The following is an 18,488-nucleotide window of genomic DNA, read 5'->3' on the forward strand; positions in this document are numbered from 1 at the left end:
AAGAAACGCTCGACTCAGAAAAAGCCGAGCTTAAACAACTTAACAACACACGACCATCTAACCTTTAACCAAAAAATTGCTCGGGAATATCGGCATTGGTAAATACAGCCTGAACATCATCCAAATCTTCCAGCATATCGATTAACGCCAATGTCTTATCAGCATCATCCTGCGTATCAAGGGGAACCTGAGTCGCGGCAATCATTGCAACCTCAGCATTCGCGGGTTCCAAACCCGCAATAACCATTGCCTCTTTTACGCTCAAGTAATCTTCGAACGCCGTTGTTACATCTACCGAACCATCATCGTTTGACTCAACATCTTCGGCACCCGCCTCCAACGCAACAGCCATAATTGCGTCTTCGTCCGCTCCTGGAGCAAAGCTTATCTGCCCTTTACGTACAAACAAATAAGCCACGGAACCGTCTGTACCGAGATTACCGCCACGCTTACTAAACGCGTGGCGCACCTCCGAAACAGTACGATTTCGATTATCAGTCAAACATTCAACTAAGACCGCAACGCCACCAACACCATAACCTTCATAAGTGATTTCGTCGTAGTTTTCACCGTCCGCTCCCCCCGCTCCACGAGCTACCGCTTTCTCAATGGTATCCCGCTTCATGTTCGCGCCCAGCGCTTTATCGATAGTAGCGCGAAGCTTAGGGTTGTCGTCTGGGTTTCCACCGGCTTTTGCCGCAACCGTTAACTCGCGAATAATTTTTGTAAAAACCTTCGCTCGCTTCGAGTCTTGCGCCGCTTTCCGATGCTTAGTGTTTGCCCACTTGCTGTGGCCTGCCATAATCTAACGCCTTTTGCTTACTCTTCCGAGCCTGCACTATCAACTTTTTCCGACTGAGGCTTCGCCCGCAACCGAATATGAAGATCTTTTAACTGGGTATTATCTACGGCACCAGGAGCATCAGTCATGACACAGGCGGCTGATTGCGTTTTAGGGAATGCGATTACGTCACGAATAGATTCCGAACCCGTCATAAGCATAATCAAACGATCAAGTCCAAACGCTAGCCCACCATGGGGCGGCGCACCATATTTTAGTGCATCTAACAAGAAGCCAAATTTTTCACGCTGCTCCTCTTCACCAATACCCAGAATTTCAAATACCGTTTGCTGCATAGATTGATCATGAATACGAACGGAGCCACCACCCAGCTCGCAACCATTCAACACCATATCGTAGGCGCACGACAACGCAACGGCAGGATTAGCGGCCAACTCTTCAGGCGAACAAGATGGAGCAGTAAAAGGATGGTGGAGAGCAGTCAAACCACCATTGTCGATTTCTTCAAACATCGGAAAATCAACAACCCACAATGGTGCCCACTCGCAGGTATAAAGATCAAGGTCTTCACCCAACTTACAGCGCAGTGCGCCTAACGCCTCAGTAACAACTTTACAATTGTCTGCGCCAAAGAAAATAAGGTCGCCGTTTTCAGCGCCTACACGCTCAATAATCGCTTTACAGACCTCTGAGGGTAAGAACTTAACAATGGGCGACTGCAAACCATTCTCTAAATCACCCTTATCGTTGACTTTAATATAAGCCAAACCTTTCGCACCGTAGATAGATACAAACTTGGTATAGGCATCAATTCGCTTACGAGGAATTTCACCGCCTTTAGGCACTCGCATAGCCGTTACACGGCCTTTAGGGTCATTCGCCGGTGCAGAGAACACTTTAAACTCTACATCCTTCATCAGATCCTTAATTTCGATCAACTCCAAAGGAATACGCATGTCGGGCTTATCCGAACCAAAACGCTCCATCGCTTCAGCATAAGGCATCCGAGGAAAATCCCCCAAATCGACGCCCTGCAGCTCGTTAAAGAGCTTACGAATCATCCCCTCTGTCACGGACATAATATCTTCTTCGCTCATAAACGACGTTTCGATATCTATCTGAGTAAATTCAGGCTGCCGATCGGCCCGCAAATCTTCATCACGAAAACATTTAGCGATTTGATAGTAACGGTCAAAACCCGACACCATGAGCAGCTGTTTAAAAAGCTGTGGGGACTGTGGCAAAGCAAAAAACTTTCCATCGTGCGTTCGAGATGGCACTAAATAGTCACGCGCCCCTTCGGGGGTTGCCCGAGTGAGAATAGGCGTCTCAATATCAAGAAACCCGTTATCATCCAAATAATTACGGATAGCATTGGTAACTTTCGAACGAAAATACAGGTTTTTCTGCATCTCTTTACGACGCAAATCCAAATACCGATACTTCAAACGTACGTCTTCGCCAACGGTGATATGGGAGTCTAGTTGAAAGGGCGGCGTCTCAGAGCTATTTAAAATCTCTAACGCCGTGCCATACACCTCGACCTCACCTGTGGCCATATTACTATTAACGGTAGTGCCGGAACGCGCACGAACCTTTCCCGTTACCCGTAACACAAACTCCGGCCGTACCTTGTCGGCTAGCGCGAAATTATCTTCCGCGTCTGGATCAAACACCACCTGCACAATGCCTTCTCGATCTCGAAGGTCGACAAAAATAACCCCACCGTGATCACGACGACGATCTACCCAGCCACACAACGTGACCTCTTCATCAATATTTGAAGCGTTTAGTACGCCACAATATACACTGCGCATGATTCTGTATTCCCGTATATTTTAATTTGTATAGGTAACCGCGCTAAGCGCCGCTGACCTGAAAGTACCTACAATGCGACTATCAAGCGCTCTTTGATGAGGGCTTATCTGCTTTTTTAGCCGCTGTCTTTGACGGCTCTTTATCGCTACCCGCAAGATTTTTCTTTTTCCCCGACTTAAAGTCAGTCTCATACCAACCGCTGCCCTTCAACCGAAAAGCCGCAGCAGAAACCTTTTTAATCAACTGCTGAGCACTACACTCAGGGCAACCCACCAAAGGTGAATCGCTCATTTTCTGCAAAGCTTCCAGCTCATGGCCACAGCTTTCACAACGATATTCGTATATAGGCATCAATATTCACTCCGCACTCTACCCCATACCCAAGAACTAACCAGGCCATAACAAAACCCCCAATCCTCGCAAAAAAGCGGGCTATTATACCCTAGCACCGCACTTTGATGAAGACACGACCAGCGCAAGAAGCCGCTTACGCCTCTTAATTTCGGCCTTTAAAACCCTACAACACCACCAAGTTCGCCTCACCGCTTTTCAAAAGCGCCTAAAAACCCCTCATGAGTTTTAGTGTGCCATCATTGTTCAGTCTGATTCAAAAACAGCCAAAACAGTAAAAAAGTACTTATATATAGTAGTTTTTTGTTGCCGCAGTGGGTCGAATAAACTATATATACCTCAAGCGCGGCGCCATACACGCAACCGACTAAGCAACTCTGAGCCTTTTCGGCACTTACCCTTGTTGCAAGGACCGCAAATACTTTTTCACTAAAACACAATAAAACATGAGGTTTACCTATGGCAGCACGTAAAGCAGCAGCAAAGAAACCCGCAGCCAAAAAAGCTCCCGCTAAAAAAGCACCAGCCAAGGCCGCAGCCCCCGCTAAAAAAATCACAGCCGTGAAAGAGCGTTACTCTAAAACACAGATCCTCAACCAAATTTCCGAAAACACCGAACTCCCCAAAAAGGATGTTGCCGCTGTTTTGGAGCAATTGACCGACATTATTGAAGGCCATGTTAAAAAACGCGCTTGCGGCGAATTTGTTATGCCAGGCCTGTTTAAGATCGTGACCGTGAAAAAGCCTGCCCGCAAAGCGCGCAAAGGTATTAACCCCTTCACCGGCGAAGAAACAACCTTTGCAGCCAAGCCTGCAAGCATCCAAGTTAAATTGCGCCCCCTGAAGAAGTTAAAAGAAATGGCCGAATAAGCGATTTCTGTAAGTAGCAACATCAAAAAAGCCCGCTAACGCGGGCTTTTTTGATGTTATAGCCATCGTTTAACGGTTAAGGCGTATAACCTTGGCCACTCAAGCCATCATCTTGGTTCGCGTCGGACTCAAAGCCCTCTCCAACAAGAGACGCCTGTAGCCTAGCAACTCTCTTTTCGAGCGCGTCAGATTCATACGCCGCGGGCGGTTTTGCCCCCCAAATAGACGCCGGCCATGCAGCATCGCCTTCAAACCTAGCAACATGATGAACATGTAACTGCGGCACAATATTACCCAGCGCCGCAATATTCATTGTAAAAGGAGCAAAAAGTGAGGTCATCACCTCCGACAAATGACTCGATTCCCGAATAAGCTGCTGCTGATCATCCTCACTCAAATGATGTATCTCTCGAATACCCGCGCGCCTAGGCACAAGCACACACCACGGGTAGTTTGCATCTTTATGCAATAACACCAGAGACAATTTAAACTGTCCCAACGGCACGGTATCCTGTAAAAGTTGCGAATGAAGCTCAAACATAATGATTCCTTGTTAATGACAGGGCTTACGAGGCTTGTTGCAGCCTCCTCCGCACCTTAAAATACTCTATATCTGTTAGGCTCCGGCATTGAGCCCCAAAACCCTTACAATTATAACGCTTTCCCAACATTACCGTTTAAGGATTCACATGCGCGCCAGTCAGTACCTTATTGCTACAAAAAAAGAAACACCTGCCGATGCAGAGGTTATCAGCCATCAATTAATGCTGCGCGCGGGCATGATTCGCAAAATGGCATCTGGGCTCTACAACTGGCTGCCCGTAGGGCTGCGTGTACTGCGCAAAGTAGAAGCCATTGTTCGTAACGAAATGGATAACGCGGGCGCGCAAGAAGTGCTAATGCCGGTTGTTCAACCGGCAGAACTTTGGGAAGAATCTGGCCGATGGCAGCAATATGGACCCGAATTACTGCGTATTAACGACCGCCATAAACGTGCATTCTGCCTTGGCCCTACACACGAAGAAGTCATTACATCGCTTATCCGTGATGAATTAAAAAGTTACAAACAATTACCCGCGAACTTCTATCAAATTCAAACCAAATTTCGCGATGAAGTTCGCCCTCGCTTTGGCGTAATGCGTTCCCGTGAATTCATAATGAAAGACGCCTATTCTTTCCACGCCTCGCAAGACTCTCTGCAAAGCACCTACGATATTATGCATCAAACCTACTGCAATATTTTTGATCGTATTGGGCTGGAATACCGCCCCGTACTTGCCGACACTGGCTCTATCGGCGGTTCAGGCTCTCATGAATTTCACGTGCTCGCCGACAGTGGTGAAGATGATATTGCCTTTAGCTCTGACAGTGATTACGCGGCCAATGTTGAGCTCGCAGAAGCCGTAGCGCCAAGCCCCAGTAACACCGTTCTTGCCACGGAAATGAAAGAGATTGCTACCCCTGATCAAAAATCGATTGAAGATGTCGCACACTTTTTGAAAACTGAACCCCGCCAGACGCTCAAAACACTCATAGTATTAGGCGCTGAGAAAGACGACGGCACCCAACCTTTGGTGGCACTTGTTCTTAGGGGTGATCATGCCCTGAATGACATTAAGGCCTGCAAGCTTCCTGAAGTAGCCGAACCCTTAACCTTCGCGCCTGAAGAGCGAATCAAGAGCGAACTCGGCGCAGAAGTCGGATCGCTTGGCCCAATAGGATTAGACATCACCGTTATTGCTGATCGCTCCGCAGCGACTGCCGTTAATTTTGTATGCGGTGCAAACAAAACAGGTTTCCACCTGCTCGATGCAAACTGGCAAAGCGAACAAGCCACATACTCCCGCACTGAAGACATTCGCAATGTCGTCGTCGGCGACCCTAGCCCATGTGGGAAAGGCACTTTAGATATCAAGCGCGGCATAGAGGTCGGGCACATATTCCAGCTCGGCACCAAATACTCGAAAGCGATGAAAGCCACCGTTCTAGATGAAAACGGCAAAGACACCACAATGATTATGGGCTGCTATGGGATTGGCGTTTCGCGTATTGTAGCCTCGGCAATAGAACAAAATTACGACGAAAACGGTATTATTTGGCCAGACAGTATCGCGCCGTTTCACTTAGCAATTGTGCCGATCAATATTCATAAATCCGAACAGGTTGCTGAAAAATGTGAACAACTTTACGGCGAACTAAAAGCACTTGGCTACGACGTATTACTCATGGACGAAAACAAAGCTAGACTAGGCGGAATGCTTGCCGACGTGGAACTTATCGGTATTCCGCACCGTATCGTTATTGGTGATCGCGGGCTCAAAGAAGGCAACATAGAATATAAAGGCCGACGTGACACAGACAACCAACAAATACCCTGTGACGGTATTGTCGACTTTTTACACAGCACAATTACACAATAACGGCATGCTCACCCTTCGTAGAAGGTGTTATGTTTTGTTAGCGTCTCTGTGGATGAGTTTACTTATACATTCACCACAGAGTGCAGCCAAAAGTGACAGTGTCGATACTGAACTACGAAAAAAACTGCTACAAACAATTGCTGAAGCAGACAGTTTTGACGATAGATTCGACGCTGAAGTTTGGTTGGTGCAAAAATCTGCGGTACTGGCAAAGTATATTAAAGAACCCGATTACCGCTTAATGGTATTAAAAGAGGTTCATCGTGCTGCCAAACGCGCAATGCTCCCACCTGAATTTGTTTTAGCTGTCATTCAAATAGAGAGTCATTTTGACCGCTACGCTGTCTCACGAGTAGGAGCGCAGGGCATGATGCAAATTATGCCTTTTTGGAAGAATGAAATCGGGCGGGACTCTGACAACCTGATAGACCTAACAACAAACCTGCAATATGGCTGCACTATCCTCAAGCACTATCTTGACAAAGAGGACGGTAACTGGGCAAATGCACTAGCACGTTATAACGGCAGCTATGGCCGACATACCTATTCACACAAGGTCATCAATGCGTGGTCTAAAAACTGGCGTTAATACGGCTTAAATTATCACGAAACAAGCCGGCCTATCCGATAGGCCTAATGTCAAAAATACGCTAACGCAATAAACAATATTTCGGTAAAAAATACCGTTAAAAAAAGGCCAGCATTTAGCTGGCCTTTTTCATTGTGCAGAAAAGCAGAATTACAAACCTTCGGCGTTTTCACTCAAGTATTTAGCGACACCCTCTGGTGATGCATCCATACCTTTGTCGCCGTCTTGCCAGCCCGCAGGGCAAACTTCACCGTGCTCTTGATGGAAAGCAAGAGCATCAACCATGCGCAACATTTCATCAACGTTACGGCCCAAAGGTAAGTCATTCACCACTTGGTGACGAACCAAACCGTCTTCATCAATTAAAAACGAACCACGGAAAGCAACACCGCCTTCAGACTCAACATCGTAAGCCTGACAAATAGCGTGCGTCATATCTGCAACCAAAGTGTATTTAACGGGGCCAATACCGCCGTCATTGATTGCAGTGTTACGCCAAGCGTTGTGGGAAAAGTGTGAATCGATAGAAACACCGATAACAACAACACCACGCTTTTCGAATTCAGCAATACGATGATCAAATGCTAATAATTCAGAAGGGCATACAAAAGTAAAATCCAAAGGGTAAAAGAAAACAACTGCTTTTTTGCCCTTAGTAACGTCTGCGAAGTTGAATGAATCAACAATTTCGCCACTGCCCAAAACGGCCGGTGCTGTGAAATCTGGAGCTGGTTTACCAACTAATACGCCCATGTTTATCTCCCTGGAAGATGTTTTTAAATATGAATAACACAATGTGTTTAAAAAAGTGTAACGAGAAATTGTCGATAGAGCTGACTTTAACTAGCATTATCGCTAGAGCCTACATTTAAGCCAATTCAGCAAAAACAAAGACCCTCTGACCAAAAATCGGCCAATCAACAAGCTCATATTAATAGCGAGCGGTAATAATACACACCCTGAGGCACATTATTCATAGATTTTATATATCACCTAGGGCTAAAAAACCTAATGTCTCTCCTCCTTGGCCATAAAACCACCATAATGCTGATATCACCGCCAGATAGACGCCCAACACACACCTTAGACCGTCATTGACACAAGACAAGTAATGACGACGAAACTAATTGACAATCATTCTTATTCCCACTAACCTTAAGCCTGTTCAATTAGTGCTCATTATGAGACACAGAGAAAAAAGAGGCTTCGTCAGTTTTATGTACGTTTGTTTATGTAAAGGCATTAAAGATTCGGAGATTCGAGATGCCGTCGATAATGGGGCCAACAGCTTCCAAGACGTGCAGAAACAACTTGGTGTCGCTACGCAGTGCGGGAAATGCGCCTGTTTGGCCAGCGAGATTATTGCTCAAACACTGTCCAGTAACGAACCCAGCAGCAACTTCGACGCTTTATTTTATAGCGTTGCCTAGGCGTAAAAAATTCTACCTCACACCGGCAGCTTAAGAATGAATTCGCTGCCTACTCCAGGCTTCGATACAACGTCCATACTCCCTCCCATGACCGTCGCAAACCCCACGCACAACGATAAACCCAAGCCTGTTCCTGAATCGGAATCTCGCCCTGATTGAGTTTGTTTAAACTCCTGAAAAAGCAGGTCCAATTCATCGCTTTCAATACCCGGCCCAGTATCCCTTACTGAAATAACCAGCGCCTTGCCACTATCCCCTTCTTGGGTTTCGACGGCAACCGTAATGCCGCCCCTTACCGTGAATTTAACCGCATTTGCAAGTAAGTTAATCAACACTTGTTTAACTAGCCTTGCGTCTAAAAAGCACTGTTCGGGCAGGTTATCGGCAATCGACGAACGAAGCGTTAGCCCTTGCTCCTCGCACGTATATTCAAATAGGTTCATCGATTCGGCAACCAAGCTAGGTACGTCCGTGTCATTGGGGTTGAACGCTATGTTGCCAGAATTCAATTTGGTAAAATCTAAAATGTCATTGAGCAATGACAATTGGTGCTTGCTCGCATTCATAATCGTATCGATTTTATGCGTTTGATCAGCGGTAAATTCGCTTTTACGAAGCAATATTTTTGATACGCCCAGAACGATATTAATCGAATTACGACATTCGTGGCTGACGCGGCTGAGCATTTGCGTCATAAAACGATTGGTCTTTTCCAAGCTTCTCTGCTGCTCACGCACTTGTAAAAATAGCTGATGAGATTCAATTAAACGACGGGCACGTACAAGCAGTTCATCTCCCTCCAAGGGCTTAGACACATAGTCATCGGCACCTATCCTAAAAGGCTCCAGCCGCTGTGCCGACGAACGATAACTCGACATAACAATAATGGGAACGTCGCCTCGGGCATCTTCCATTCTACGAATACGAGCGATCAGGTCCAGCCCGGTTAAGTCCCCCTCCAGCACAACATCCGTAATAATGAGATCAAAGTAAGCGTCGTTGTACGCCGCCAGAGCACTGTTCACATCATCACAGCAATGAACCGTTAAACCCACCTGCTCCAACATGGCCGTTACAATTTTTTGTTGCGATAAAGAATCTTCAACCAACAAAACCTTGCCCGAAATAGCGCTATGGTAGGCGCCGTAACGAGCAACAAACGTACGAAGTGCCTCTTTTTGCTTAAGATGAAACGCTTCATTAAAGCCTGCGGCAAACGCTTTTTCGATAAGTGCTGGGTTAGCCCTTTCTGTCACCAGCAAAATGGGGCAATCACGCCAAAGAGGCTGTTTACGCATCTCTCGACAGAGCTCAAACGCCGTTCCATCTTGTAAATAATGCGCTAAGCAGACAAGATCAACCGTTTCTTCTGCGATAATTTTACGCGCACATATAAGCTCTTCACACGCAAGAACCTCGTAACCGAGTTCCTCGCATACGTCGGTCAAAACCGTAATAACATCGCCCGGCGCACCGCCTAAAAATACTCTAACCCTCAACGTAGACTCTCCAGTTCCTAACGGCTGTGCACCCGAAAACCATCGCGTTATACGCTAGCAATACCTGCGGACGACCACCGCCCAACAAGATGCCAACCCAATACTCGAAATCAATACACCGCATTTTTGAAGAATAGCAAAAGAATCGGCTTCCACCGCTGTGAAGGCACGCTTAATCGTGGATTAGTACGCTTAAAATCTATAGTGAAAAGAATAATGGCGAGTGGCTCTACACAACGAGCACTAAGGCGCCTTATCGGCGAGCACTTCTTCGACCGCGTCTGACAGGGAGAGCAACCGCTTATTGGAAGGCTCTGCTTGAAGGGCTTGCGCAAGCTGTCTCCTTGCAAGCGTAAACTGTTCATTTCCTACCAACCCCCATATATTGCGCGCAAAGCGATCGAGCATTTGCTTCTGCCCTGTAATAGCCTGCGTATTGGCCGCCTCAAGCGCCAGCACCATTTGATAATAATGGTATGCACTATCGTTTTGTGGAGAATAGTAATCTTGAGTGTCCATACGTGAACGAGCGCGCGCAAGCCAATTACGAACATCTCGCTGGTGCTGCAGCGCAGCCTCAATTTTATCGCGAAGCTTCTGCGCCTCTATGCTACTAGGGTTTGCCTCTAACGCACGCTCTATATCAGATTTCGCCATAGCAAGGCGCTCCTGATCGTAAGCCTTTTGAGCGAGATGCACGAGTTTGCCAGCAATAAGCGCCACACCTTTTATCGCTTGAGCATTCTTGGGCGAAAGCGCTAAAACCTCGCGATAACTCGTTAATGCATTATGCCCTTTGGGATGGGTAAGCTGATTATGTTCGTGATACTGATCAGCTTTGCTCAACAACTGGGTTACCGTTTGCTGATGGGTAATCTCCGTGTCGAACACGCGTATTTGTTCAATGGGTAAATTAACAAAGAGAGCCTTTACTTGCTGAAGCTTCCTAACCGCAGCCTCAACTCTAGCGGTGGCCAAGAGATCGGATATGGCTTCGAGTTCCTGATGCTGTAACGCCGCCAACGAACGCTCTACCTCAGTTTTAGCGGGATAGTCATTCAGCACTACTTGATGCAAGCTCACCAATTCGGCCAAATAAGTCGCATCACTCTCGTACTGTAACCTTAAGGTTTCTAACTGAAGCTCATACGATTCGTACGATGTGATATCAACCACAGGCGCAATATCAGCAATAACATCCGCCACTGGCACGGTTGTCGCGATAGCCGGTTGCTCGTATGGCTCCTGCTCGTCCGATGTTGTAGCGATATCGCCAACCATCGGTCTAGGCTTCACGAACACGCTCTTTGTTTGCAACGTTTGGTTTACATCACTTGGCGCAGGCGTGTCGTGGTGAATAGCAGACGGCCCAGACGTTACGGGATCCGATGTGGCCGATTCATACCACATAAGCGCTTTATCATAATAGCGCTCTACTGTCGCTTTTCCTTGCTCCAACCAAGGCCCCGCAATATCGGGGCGCTGATAATAGAACACCCATGCAACGAGGCTGGCCATAATTAATAGGCCCACCAACCACGGCGTGCAACCGCCACGCTCATGAAGCCTTTCGTCAGAATCGCTATACATCAAAGCCAGGTCAGCATCGGTTACCGGCGGCCCTTCTTCCGTTGGGCTCTCACAATCTACCTCTGGAACGGAGGATACCTCGTAAGCAATGGATTGCTCTAAAAGCGCGATATCTATGCGTTCCAAGTCATCAATAAGCTCATCCCCGTCTTGATAACGAAAACCCGCCTTTTTAGCCAATAATGTATCAATAATGGGCTGTAATGCCGCCATGCCCTCCGGCAGCAACGGTACAGTTTCAGTAATATGTTTTATCCCTATCGCAACCGCTGACTCTGCATCAAAAGGTACCCGCCCTGTAAGCAGCAAAAAAAAGACGACGCCTAAACTGTAGATATCCGACCGAGAATCAACCGGCTTACCCTTGGCTTGCTCTGGGCTCATATAGTGCGGTGTGCCAATAGCTAAGCCTGTTTGCGTCATGCTGACATCGGTTTCTGCCGCACGCGCAATGCCAAAATCGGTTAATACAGCCCTCCCATCACTACTGTGAAAAAGAATGTTTTCTGGCTTAATATCACGATGTACATACCCCTTATCACCTGCATATTTAAGTGCACGCGCAATATCGATAACCGCATTAATTTTTTCTTGAAGCGACAGCGTTTTGCGCATTTGCTTCAAATCACGCCCATCAATGTACTCCATCGATAAAAAGTAGTTACCGCCTTCTAGCCCTACGTCATATACTGTAACAATGTTAGGGTGAACCAACTGGCTTACGATCTTGGCCTCGCGAAAAAAACGTTTTCCAAATGCTTCGTCATCTGCGAGCGCCTTGGACATAACTTTTAACGCGACTTTGCGCTCAAAAATATCCTGTTGCGCAAGATAAACAGTAGCCATTCCACCACGCCCTAAGGTACGAAGTATTTGGTAGCCAGGAATCGCTAAAGCCATTGAGTTAAATCCGTAATCATTATTATGATGCAATACCCTATTATGCCCGCAAAGATTAATCTTAGCTGACATCAAATAATAGCGCCTAAGCCACAAAACCCAATTGAGAAAGATTCTCGTTTAATGTAGCATCCGCGCAATACATTTACTGGTGAGAAAGACGTATGTACAAACAAATTATTGGTTTTTTAACACTGTTAAGCCTTGCTGCCTTGCCTCAGTGGTCAATAGCTAAAGAAGTTAACGTGTACTCGGCAAGAAAAGAAGCGCTAATTTTACCTTTGCTGGACCAATTCTCGGAAAAAACCGGCATTAAAGTCAACCTAATTACCGGCAAAGCTGACGCTCTCATCGTACGTATGGCCAATGAAGGTAAGTTCAGCCCCGCCGATATATTGCTTACAACAGATGTTGGCCGCCTAGTTCGTGCTAAATCACAAGGCTTAACACAGGCCTATGCATCCCCCTCCGCCGCCAAGAATATCCCCCTTCACTTACAAGATTCTGAAGGGCACTGGGTTGGTCTTACACTACGAGCGCGGCCCTTTATGGTTGCGCCCGACCGAGTCAACGCTACAAAACTGACCAGCCTCGAAGATCTCGCCAGCCCGCAATGGAAAGGCAAGCTCTGCGTTCGCTCATCAGGCAACATTTATAACCAATCCATGGTCGCCGCCTTAATCCAACAACTGGGTGAAGAAAAGACCATGTCAATAATACAAGGATTGGTCGCAAATTTCGCTCGCCCTCCCATGGGTGGAGACCGAGACCAAATCAAAGCTGTCGCCGCAGGCCAATGTGATGTGGCCATCGCCAACACCTATTATCTAGCCGGCATGTTATCCGGTAGCGACCCAAGCGAAACCGCCGCCGCCAGCAAGGTAGCGGTAGTGTGGCCCAACCAGCAAGATCGTGGTGCGCACGTGAACATTTCCGGTGCAGCCATTGCTCGATACGCTAAAAATACAGTGGAAGCGCAAACACTCATTGATTTTATGATGAGCAAAGAAGCGCAGGCTTGGTATGCCGAAACAAATTTCGAATACCCCGTGCGCAAAGACGTCCATAAAAGCGGCGTACTAACATCATTCGGCGATTTTAAGTCGGAGAAAATCCCGCTCGAAAAAGTAGGGGAGCTAAACGCTACTGCGCTAAAACTGATGGACAAAGCTGGCTGGAAGTAATCCACCTTTGAAACTCTTCCATATATTCGTTACGAAAATCCAATCCTTCGGCTGGCAGTGGTTAACGTTACTGCTGGCCGTATTGCTGTTACTGCCATTACTGGTCATTGGCTTCAGTTTTCTTGAGCCTCAGCCAGATGTATGGCGCCATCTTGCCGACACCGTTTTAGGCAGCTATATCAGTAATTCGCTTATTCTCGCCATTAGCGTCGGCACTGGTACATTTATCATTGGCACCACGCTCGCCTGGATTTGTAGTCGGTATGAGTTTCCACTGCGGCATTCTCTAAGCTGGTTAGTGCTGCTCCCCATGGCAATGCCAGCGTATATCATTGCGTATTGTTACACCGGCTTTTTAGACTTTGCAGGGCCCATTCAAACCGCGTTGCGCGACGCCTTCGGCTGGCACTACGGTGACTATTGGTTCCCCCAAATTCGCTCCCTTCCCGGCGCCATCTGCATGATGTCACTGGTGCTATACCCTTATGTGTATTTGCTCGCCCGCAACGCCTTTGCAGAGCAATCAATCTCTCTGTATGAAGCTTCTCGATCGCTAGGCTACAGCCACCGGTACTTCATCTTTCGCGTTGCTATTCCCCTTGCCCGCCCCGCTATTCTCGCAGGCGTTGCACTGGCAATGATGGAAGCATTCGCGGATTTTGGAACCGTTCAATACTTTGGCGTAAATACCTTCACCACCGGTATTTTTCGTATTTGGTTTGGTATGGGCAATAGCGCCGCCGCCGCACAACTATCGGCACTACTGGTTTTATTTGTGCTCACCGTACTTATTCTCGAAAAATATTCTCGACGCAAAATCCAGTATTACTATCTCGGTGTAAAAACACAAAAACCCGCACGCATTCCATTAAGAGGGTTTACCGCAATAGGTGCTGCGGCTATCTGTTTACTGCCCTTTGCACTAGGGTTTGTCGTACCACTTTGGCTGCTACTTAGCTGGGCGATACAAACCGGCCCTCAGCAACTAAACCCTCGTTTTTTCGAAGCACTAGGCAACAGTTTCTATCTCGCCGCTACCGCCAGCATCGCAATTGTAATTCTCGCAATTATTTTCGGCTACGCACGCCGCTTACGACACACGCTCACTGTGCCAACCATTAGTCTCGCCAGTATGGGATATGCCGTACCGGGAACTGTCATCGCCGTTGGTATTATTGTCCCACTTACCGCTCTCGATAAAATAATCGACTCAATAATGGGCAGCACCTTCGGTATAAGCACAGGCTTGTTACTCTCTGGCTCCCTGTTCGCGTTAATCTTTGCTTACGCGGTTCGCTTTTTGGCCGTTGCACTTCAACAAATAGATGTAGGCCTCGACAGAATAAAGCCCAGTATGGACCAAGCCGCGCGCTCCACCGGTTTGGGCCAGCCCGCCGTACTCACTAACGTTCACATTCCTATTTTACGCACCAGTATTCTCAGTGCTTTATTGCTAGTCTTTGTTGATGTACTGAAAGAACTGCCTGCCACACTGATACTGCGCCCCTTCAACTTCAATACTTTATCCGTAAAAGCGTATGAGCTGGCTTCCGATGAACGCTTACAAGAAGCCGCACTGCCAGCACTCACTATTGTACTTATTAGCCTAATTCCGGTTATCTTGTTAACCCGAGCCATTCAACAGCACGAAACACGTCATGCTCAAACTTGATCATATTACACTGGCCTACGACAAAGCAGCCGTCGTAAAAAAAATAAGCTTGCACATTAACAAGGGTGAAACCGCTTGTTTAATCGGCCCTTCGGGCAGCGGCAAAAGCACTATTTTGCGCGCGATTGCAGGTTTTCAACAGCTCGACTCAGGCTCCATACAGCTACGCGGCAAAACGGTAAGTGACAAACACACTTTAGTAGAACCTGAACACCGTAAATTTAGTATGGTGTTTCAAGATTACGCACTGTTCCCGCACCTCAACGTTGAAGAGAACGTCCGGTTTGGTTTACGAAAACTAAGCGCAGCCGACGCAAAAAAGAAAGCCATAGAAATGCTAGAGCTCGTTGGGTTACGGCAAAACGCAAACCGTTATTGTCATCAATTGTCTGGCGGTCAACAACAACGTGTTGCGATTGCACGCGCACTGGCGCCAGATCCCGATCTATTGTTACTCGACGAACCATTCAGCAATCTCGACGCAGACCTACGCAGCCAGCTTTCGTCTGAATTACGCACCATTTTGCGTGACCGCAATATTACAACACTCATGGTAACCCACGATCAGGCTGAAGCGTTTTGTATGGCAGACAATTTAGGAGTCATTATGGACGGCGTACTACAACAGTGGGATAAGCCCGAAAAAGTCTATGCACAACCGGTGAGCCGAAAAATTGCCAATTTTGTTGGTGAAGGCACTTATATCCCAGGCCATGTCACTGAAGATGGACATGTGGAAACCTGTTTAGGCAAGCACGCGTGCTTCAAACATACATTTACTACTGCTGAAAACGTGCACGTACTGATTCGCCCAGAAATGATTTCGTTCAATCCTCACAGCAGTAATGAAGCCCGAATAGTAGAAAAAGAATTTCGCGGCGCCGATAGTCGGTACACCGTCGAACTCTCGAGTGGCCTAACACTTAGAACCGTAAGCGCCAACCACCTAGATTTTGCCATTGGCGAATCTCACGGTATTAGCTTGCACAAACAGCCCGTTACGTTACTCCGCTAACCAGCGCTACTCTCTTTTATTTAAGAATGTATTAATTTCACATTGATACATGCGCACAGTTAAAACAAAAAAGGGCCTATTCTGGGCCCTTGTACTCACTAATCAAATTGCCACTTAACGCCAATTTTAATCATTCTCGGTGCATTAGGTCGTGCGGCGTAAGGTCGTCGAGACACGATTTCTTGTTCGTCCGATAAATTCTGGCCAACAAGCCGTACACTCACATCAGAACTCAGCGCATAACTCACCGATACATCCATTGTGGTAAGTGCTTTTGTATAAGCACCGGCCTCCATCTCACCGCTACCGGCAATTTCTCGCATTTCTCCGCTATAATTTACGGCGAAACTCGTCACTATTTTGTCTGACTCTAAACCCACCGAAATACGGCCTTGATGCTCCGGTAAATACGGCAATTGATCGCCTGCGTTTACGGTTCCCCAAATATCGAAACCAGATTCGAAACCCGTCGCAAAGCTAGCATCGGTAAACGTGTAAACAACGCTCACCGGAAGCTGCCATCCACCGCTCAAGGCATGATTAAAGTGCGCGCTAAATTCAAGGCCCGACACATCAACTTCGCCGCCGTTAAATTCTTCTCCTGCACAAGGATCTGATGCCCGGCAGCGCCCAAGTAAATTACTGTAATCACTGAAAAACCCAATAGCATCAACGCTTACGCTATCCGTTCTATAACGTAAGCCGTATTCGTAATTGATACTTTCTTCTGGTTCAACTTCGGGGCTCGCGGATGCTGACTTTGCGGAAAAGCCTTTGTTAATACCCAACAGAACCCCAAAGCCCTCAGTCACGCTATAGAACAAGCCGCCTCCAGGCATAACGACCTCTTGCGTATGACTAAACGCGTCGCCGGCACCGGCCTGCTCTACAAACGTTGACTCAATACTCTCGTAACGTACACCTGCATTTAATTCCCAGCGGCCAATGTTTATTTCATCACGAATAAAAAGGGCATGCGCCGTTGCTTCACCACGGTTTAAGGTTTTGGGTAAGCGTGATAAGTCGCCATCAAATTCGAGTTCGCCAGCCGTCATAAAATAACCACGCGGCCTGTGGTCCCGTTCAACCCAATCACTATGAAGGCGAATACCGCTATTAATTTTGTGGTTCCAGCCTCCAAGCGTTAGCTCATACGCCCCTTCAACTTGAACACCATCCACACCGTAAACGCGGCTATTATTGGTAATATCCAAACGTTGGCTACTGGCACGGTTACTGTCCACCGTGCCGCTTAACAATTGCATTTGTGTCGCAAAAATTTCTGGGCTTTCCAATATAGTACGCAAATCAACGCCGTTAATAATCCCGTCAAACTTATTCCACGCACGATCATATTCATGATGATAAGCTCGCGTAACCACTTTTAAACCACTATTAAATTCTGCGCTGTGTAAAAACTGTAACTGCTGGTGTTCAGAATCAAACTGATCGAGTTGGCTGGCAGAATAACGGCGCAGTGGCGTTTGTACAAAATCCGATTCTGTTAACCCCAAATAAGTTTCATGAGACATCTCATCGGCGTAGCCGGCCTTTATAAGCAGCTCCTGATAAACATTTGCACTAACAGACGACTGCCAACTTAACTTAGCATTAATATCATTACGTACAAAACCTGTATCGCCACCGTTATCAAGTTCTTTAAAACCATCCGACCCGTAACGCAACGCATCAACAGAAAAGCCCCATTGATCAACGCGATTACCGTAATAGGCACGGTATTTTTCCGAGCCATAACTGCCAAGTGTCGCGCTTAATTCGCCGTGCTGAGATTCAGGCACCGAGCGCGTTACAAAGTTAATAGCGCCACCGACAGTATGCGGGCCGTACTCAATTGCTGCAGGGCCTTTATAGGCTTCCACTGCCGCCATCCTCGCGATATTGGGAACATAATAAGCTGCAGGTGCCGAGTAAGGTGCTGGGCCAATAAGAATGCCGTCTTCCATCATGGTGATTTTGGAACTACGCTCACTGGACGTTCCCCGCAACCCTATATTAGGACGAAGGCCAAAACCATCCTCTTGGCGAATATACACGCCCGGCACATCTCGCATTAATGCGTTGATGTCAGTAATTTCAAATTTCGCGATTGCATCTTCGTCAATAAAAGTTGCGGACCCGCTTAGGGAGTAAATTGCCTCCGCTCCACCAGTGACCAGCATTTCTTCCACCAAGCCTGAAGGCGCAGCATTTTGCTCATCCACAATTGTTTCAGCAATACTCACTTGCGATAACACACACGCAAACGGCAAGATGGCCCCAACATACAATTTTATTTTCATAATGATCTTTTTATAAAATTTTTAATAAAGTTTCCGCATTGGCTAACA

The 18,488-nt window shown here is 47.1% G+C and carries 15 protein-coding genes; 7 read left to right on the forward strand and 8 right to left on the reverse strand.

The window, feature by feature from the left end; all coding sequences use genetic code 11:
* Positions 1-64: 64 nt before the first annotated feature.
* The 3 genes from H5647_RS19930 to H5647_RS19940 form a co-directional block, all read right to left on the reverse strand.
* On the reverse strand, positions 65-802 hold the full coding sequence (locus tag H5647_RS19930) for a YebC/PmpR family DNA-binding transcriptional regulator (RefSeq protein ID WP_045860762.1): 738 nt from the start codon (positions 800-802) through the stop codon (positions 65-67).
* A 17-nt stretch (positions 803-819) separates the two neighbouring features.
* Positions 820-2,619: an aspartate--tRNA ligase gene (gene aspS, locus H5647_RS19935; protein ID WP_045860763.1), complete on the reverse strand. Its 1,800-nt coding sequence runs from the start codon at positions 2,617-2,619 to the stop codon at positions 820-822.
* Positions 2,620-2,701: 82 nt separating this feature from the next.
* On the reverse strand, positions 2,702-2,971 hold the full coding sequence (locus H5647_RS19940) for an FmdB family zinc ribbon protein (RefSeq protein ID WP_045860764.1): 270 nt from the start codon (positions 2,969-2,971) through the stop codon (positions 2,702-2,704).
* A gap of 459 nt (positions 2,972-3,430) precedes the next feature.
* On the opposite strand from H5647_RS19940, the gene H5647_RS19945 reads away from it, so the two are divergent.
* The gene (locus H5647_RS19945) at positions 3,431-3,841 is read left to right on the forward strand and encodes an HU family DNA-binding protein (protein ID WP_045860765.1); all 411 of its coding nucleotides are present in this window, start codon (positions 3,431-3,433) and stop codon (positions 3,839-3,841) included.
* Positions 3,842-3,917: 76 nt separating this feature from the next.
* Here the strand turns inward: H5647_RS19945 and H5647_RS19950 are convergent, their stop codons facing one another.
* Entirely contained in the window at positions 3,918-4,382 is a 465-nt protein-coding gene (locus tag H5647_RS19950) for an HIT domain-containing protein (protein WP_045860766.1), read from the reverse strand.
* A 148-nt stretch (positions 4,383-4,530) separates the two neighbouring features.
* Here H5647_RS19950 and H5647_RS19955 point away from each other — a divergent pair, with 148 nt between their 5' ends.
* Both H5647_RS19955 and H5647_RS19960 read left to right on the forward strand, forming a co-directional pair.
* Complete coding sequence (locus tag H5647_RS19955; protein ID WP_045860767.1) at positions 4,531-6,261, forward strand: proline--tRNA ligase; 1,731 nt, start codon at positions 4,531-4,533, stop codon at positions 6,259-6,261.
* 52 nt (positions 6,262-6,313) lie between these two features.
* Positions 6,314-6,850, forward strand: a complete 537-nt coding sequence (locus H5647_RS19960) for a lytic transglycosylase domain-containing protein (protein WP_236074988.1) — start codon at positions 6,314-6,316, stop codon at positions 6,848-6,850.
* A gap of 150 nt (positions 6,851-7,000) precedes the next feature.
* On the opposite strand, the gene H5647_RS19965 is transcribed toward H5647_RS19960, so the two are convergent.
* Positions 7,001-7,603: a peroxiredoxin gene (locus tag H5647_RS19965; RefSeq protein ID WP_045860769.1), complete on the reverse strand. Its 603-nt coding sequence runs from the start codon at positions 7,601-7,603 to the stop codon at positions 7,001-7,003.
* A 374-nt stretch (positions 7,604-7,977) separates the two neighbouring features.
* Here H5647_RS19965 and H5647_RS19970 point away from each other — a divergent pair, with 374 nt between their 5' ends.
* Positions 7,978-8,280 carry a bacterioferritin-associated ferredoxin gene (locus tag H5647_RS19970; RefSeq protein WP_328825627.1) on the forward strand — a complete coding sequence of 101 codons (303 nt, stop codon included), beginning with the start codon at positions 7,978-7,980 and terminating at the stop codon, positions 8,278-8,280.
* 17 nt (positions 8,281-8,297) lie between these two features.
* On the opposite strand, the gene H5647_RS19975 is transcribed toward H5647_RS19970, so the two are convergent.
* Both H5647_RS19975 and H5647_RS19980 read right to left on the reverse strand, forming a co-directional pair.
* Positions 8,298-9,779: a response regulator gene (locus tag H5647_RS19975; RefSeq protein WP_045860771.1), complete on the reverse strand. Its 1,482-nt coding sequence runs from the start codon at positions 9,777-9,779 to the stop codon at positions 8,298-8,300.
* Between the two features lie 243 nt (positions 9,780-10,022).
* Complete coding sequence (locus tag H5647_RS19980) at positions 10,023-12,341, reverse strand: serine/threonine-protein kinase (protein WP_236074990.1); 2,319 nt, start codon at positions 12,339-12,341, stop codon at positions 10,023-10,025.
* A gap of 92 nt (positions 12,342-12,433) precedes the next feature.
* Between H5647_RS19980 and H5647_RS19985 the strand changes: the two genes are divergently transcribed.
* Genes H5647_RS19985 through H5647_RS19995 form a run of 3 tightly spaced genes read left to right on the forward strand, consistent with a single transcriptional unit; the run spans position 12,434 to position 16,140 of the window.
* Positions 12,434-13,453, forward strand: coding sequence for a Fe(3+) ABC transporter substrate-binding protein (locus H5647_RS19985; protein ID WP_045860772.1), 1,020 nt, complete (start codon positions 12,434-12,436; stop codon positions 13,451-13,453).
* Positions 13,454-13,460: 7 nt separating this feature from the next.
* Positions 13,461-15,125 (forward strand): ABC transporter permease, encoded by a 1,665-nt coding sequence (locus tag H5647_RS19990; RefSeq protein WP_200911608.1) that lies wholly within the window; start codon positions 13,461-13,463, stop codon positions 15,123-15,125.
* Positions 15,112-16,140 carry an ABC transporter ATP-binding protein gene (locus H5647_RS19995; protein ID WP_045860773.1) on the forward strand — a complete coding sequence of 343 codons (1,029 nt, stop codon included), beginning with the start codon at positions 15,112-15,114 and terminating at the stop codon, positions 16,138-16,140. Before H5647_RS19990 ends, H5647_RS19995 begins: the two co-directional genes overlap by 14 nt.
* A 98-nt stretch (positions 16,141-16,238) precedes the next feature.
* Here H5647_RS19995 and H5647_RS20000 read toward each other — a convergent pair whose 3' ends face one another.
* The gene (locus H5647_RS20000) at positions 16,239-18,440 is read right to left on the reverse strand and encodes a TonB-dependent receptor family protein (protein WP_052692232.1); all 2,202 of its coding nucleotides are present in this window, start codon (positions 18,438-18,440) and stop codon (positions 16,239-16,241) included.
* Positions 18,441-18,488 lie beyond the last annotated feature (48 nt).

This window comes from Teredinibacter purpureus (assembly GCF_014217335.1).
Classification (GTDB): domain Bacteria; phylum Pseudomonadota; class Gammaproteobacteria; order Pseudomonadales; family Cellvibrionaceae; genus Teredinibacter; species Teredinibacter purpureus.

Bases quoted from the DNA above. Each gene is read 5' to 3' on its own strand.
- H5647_RS19930 (WP_045860762.1), bottom strand. From the start codon at position 802: ATGGCAGGCCACAGCAAGTGGGCAAACACTAAGCATCGGAAAGCGGCG.
- aspS (WP_045860763.1), bottom strand. From the start codon at position 2,619: ATGCGCAGTGTATATTGTGGCGTACTAAACGCTTCAAATATTGATGAA.
- H5647_RS19940 (WP_045860764.1), bottom strand. From the start codon at position 2,971: ATGCCTATATACGAATATCGTTGTGAAAGCTGTGGCCATGAGCTGGAA.
- H5647_RS19945 (WP_045860765.1), top strand. From the start codon at position 3,431: ATGGCAGCACGTAAAGCAGCAGCAAAGAAACCCGCAGCCAAAAAAGCT.
- H5647_RS19950 (WP_045860766.1), bottom strand. From the start codon at position 4,382: ATGTTTGAGCTTCATTCGCAACTTTTACAGGATACCGTGCCGTTGGGA.
- H5647_RS19955 (WP_045860767.1), top strand. From the start codon at position 4,531: ATGCGCGCCAGTCAGTACCTTATTGCTACAAAAAAAGAAACACCTGCC.
- H5647_RS19960 (WP_236074988.1), top strand. From the start codon at position 6,314: ATGAGTTTACTTATACATTCACCACAGAGTGCAGCCAAAAGTGACAGT.
- H5647_RS19965 (WP_045860769.1), bottom strand. From the start codon at position 7,603: ATGGGCGTATTAGTTGGTAAACCAGCTCCAGATTTCACAGCACCGGCC.
- H5647_RS19980 (WP_236074990.1), bottom strand. From the start codon at position 12,341: ATGTCAGCTAAGATTAATCTTTGCGGGCATAATAGGGTATTGCATCAT.
- H5647_RS19985 (WP_045860772.1), top strand. From the start codon at position 12,434: ATGTACAAACAAATTATTGGTTTTTTAACACTGTTAAGCCTTGCTGCC.
- H5647_RS19995 (WP_045860773.1), top strand. From the start codon at position 15,112: ATGCTCAAACTTGATCATATTACACTGGCCTACGACAAAGCAGCCGTC.
- H5647_RS20000 (WP_052692232.1), bottom strand. From the start codon at position 18,440: ATGAAAATAAAATTGTATGTTGGGGCCATCTTGCCGTTTGCGTGTGTG.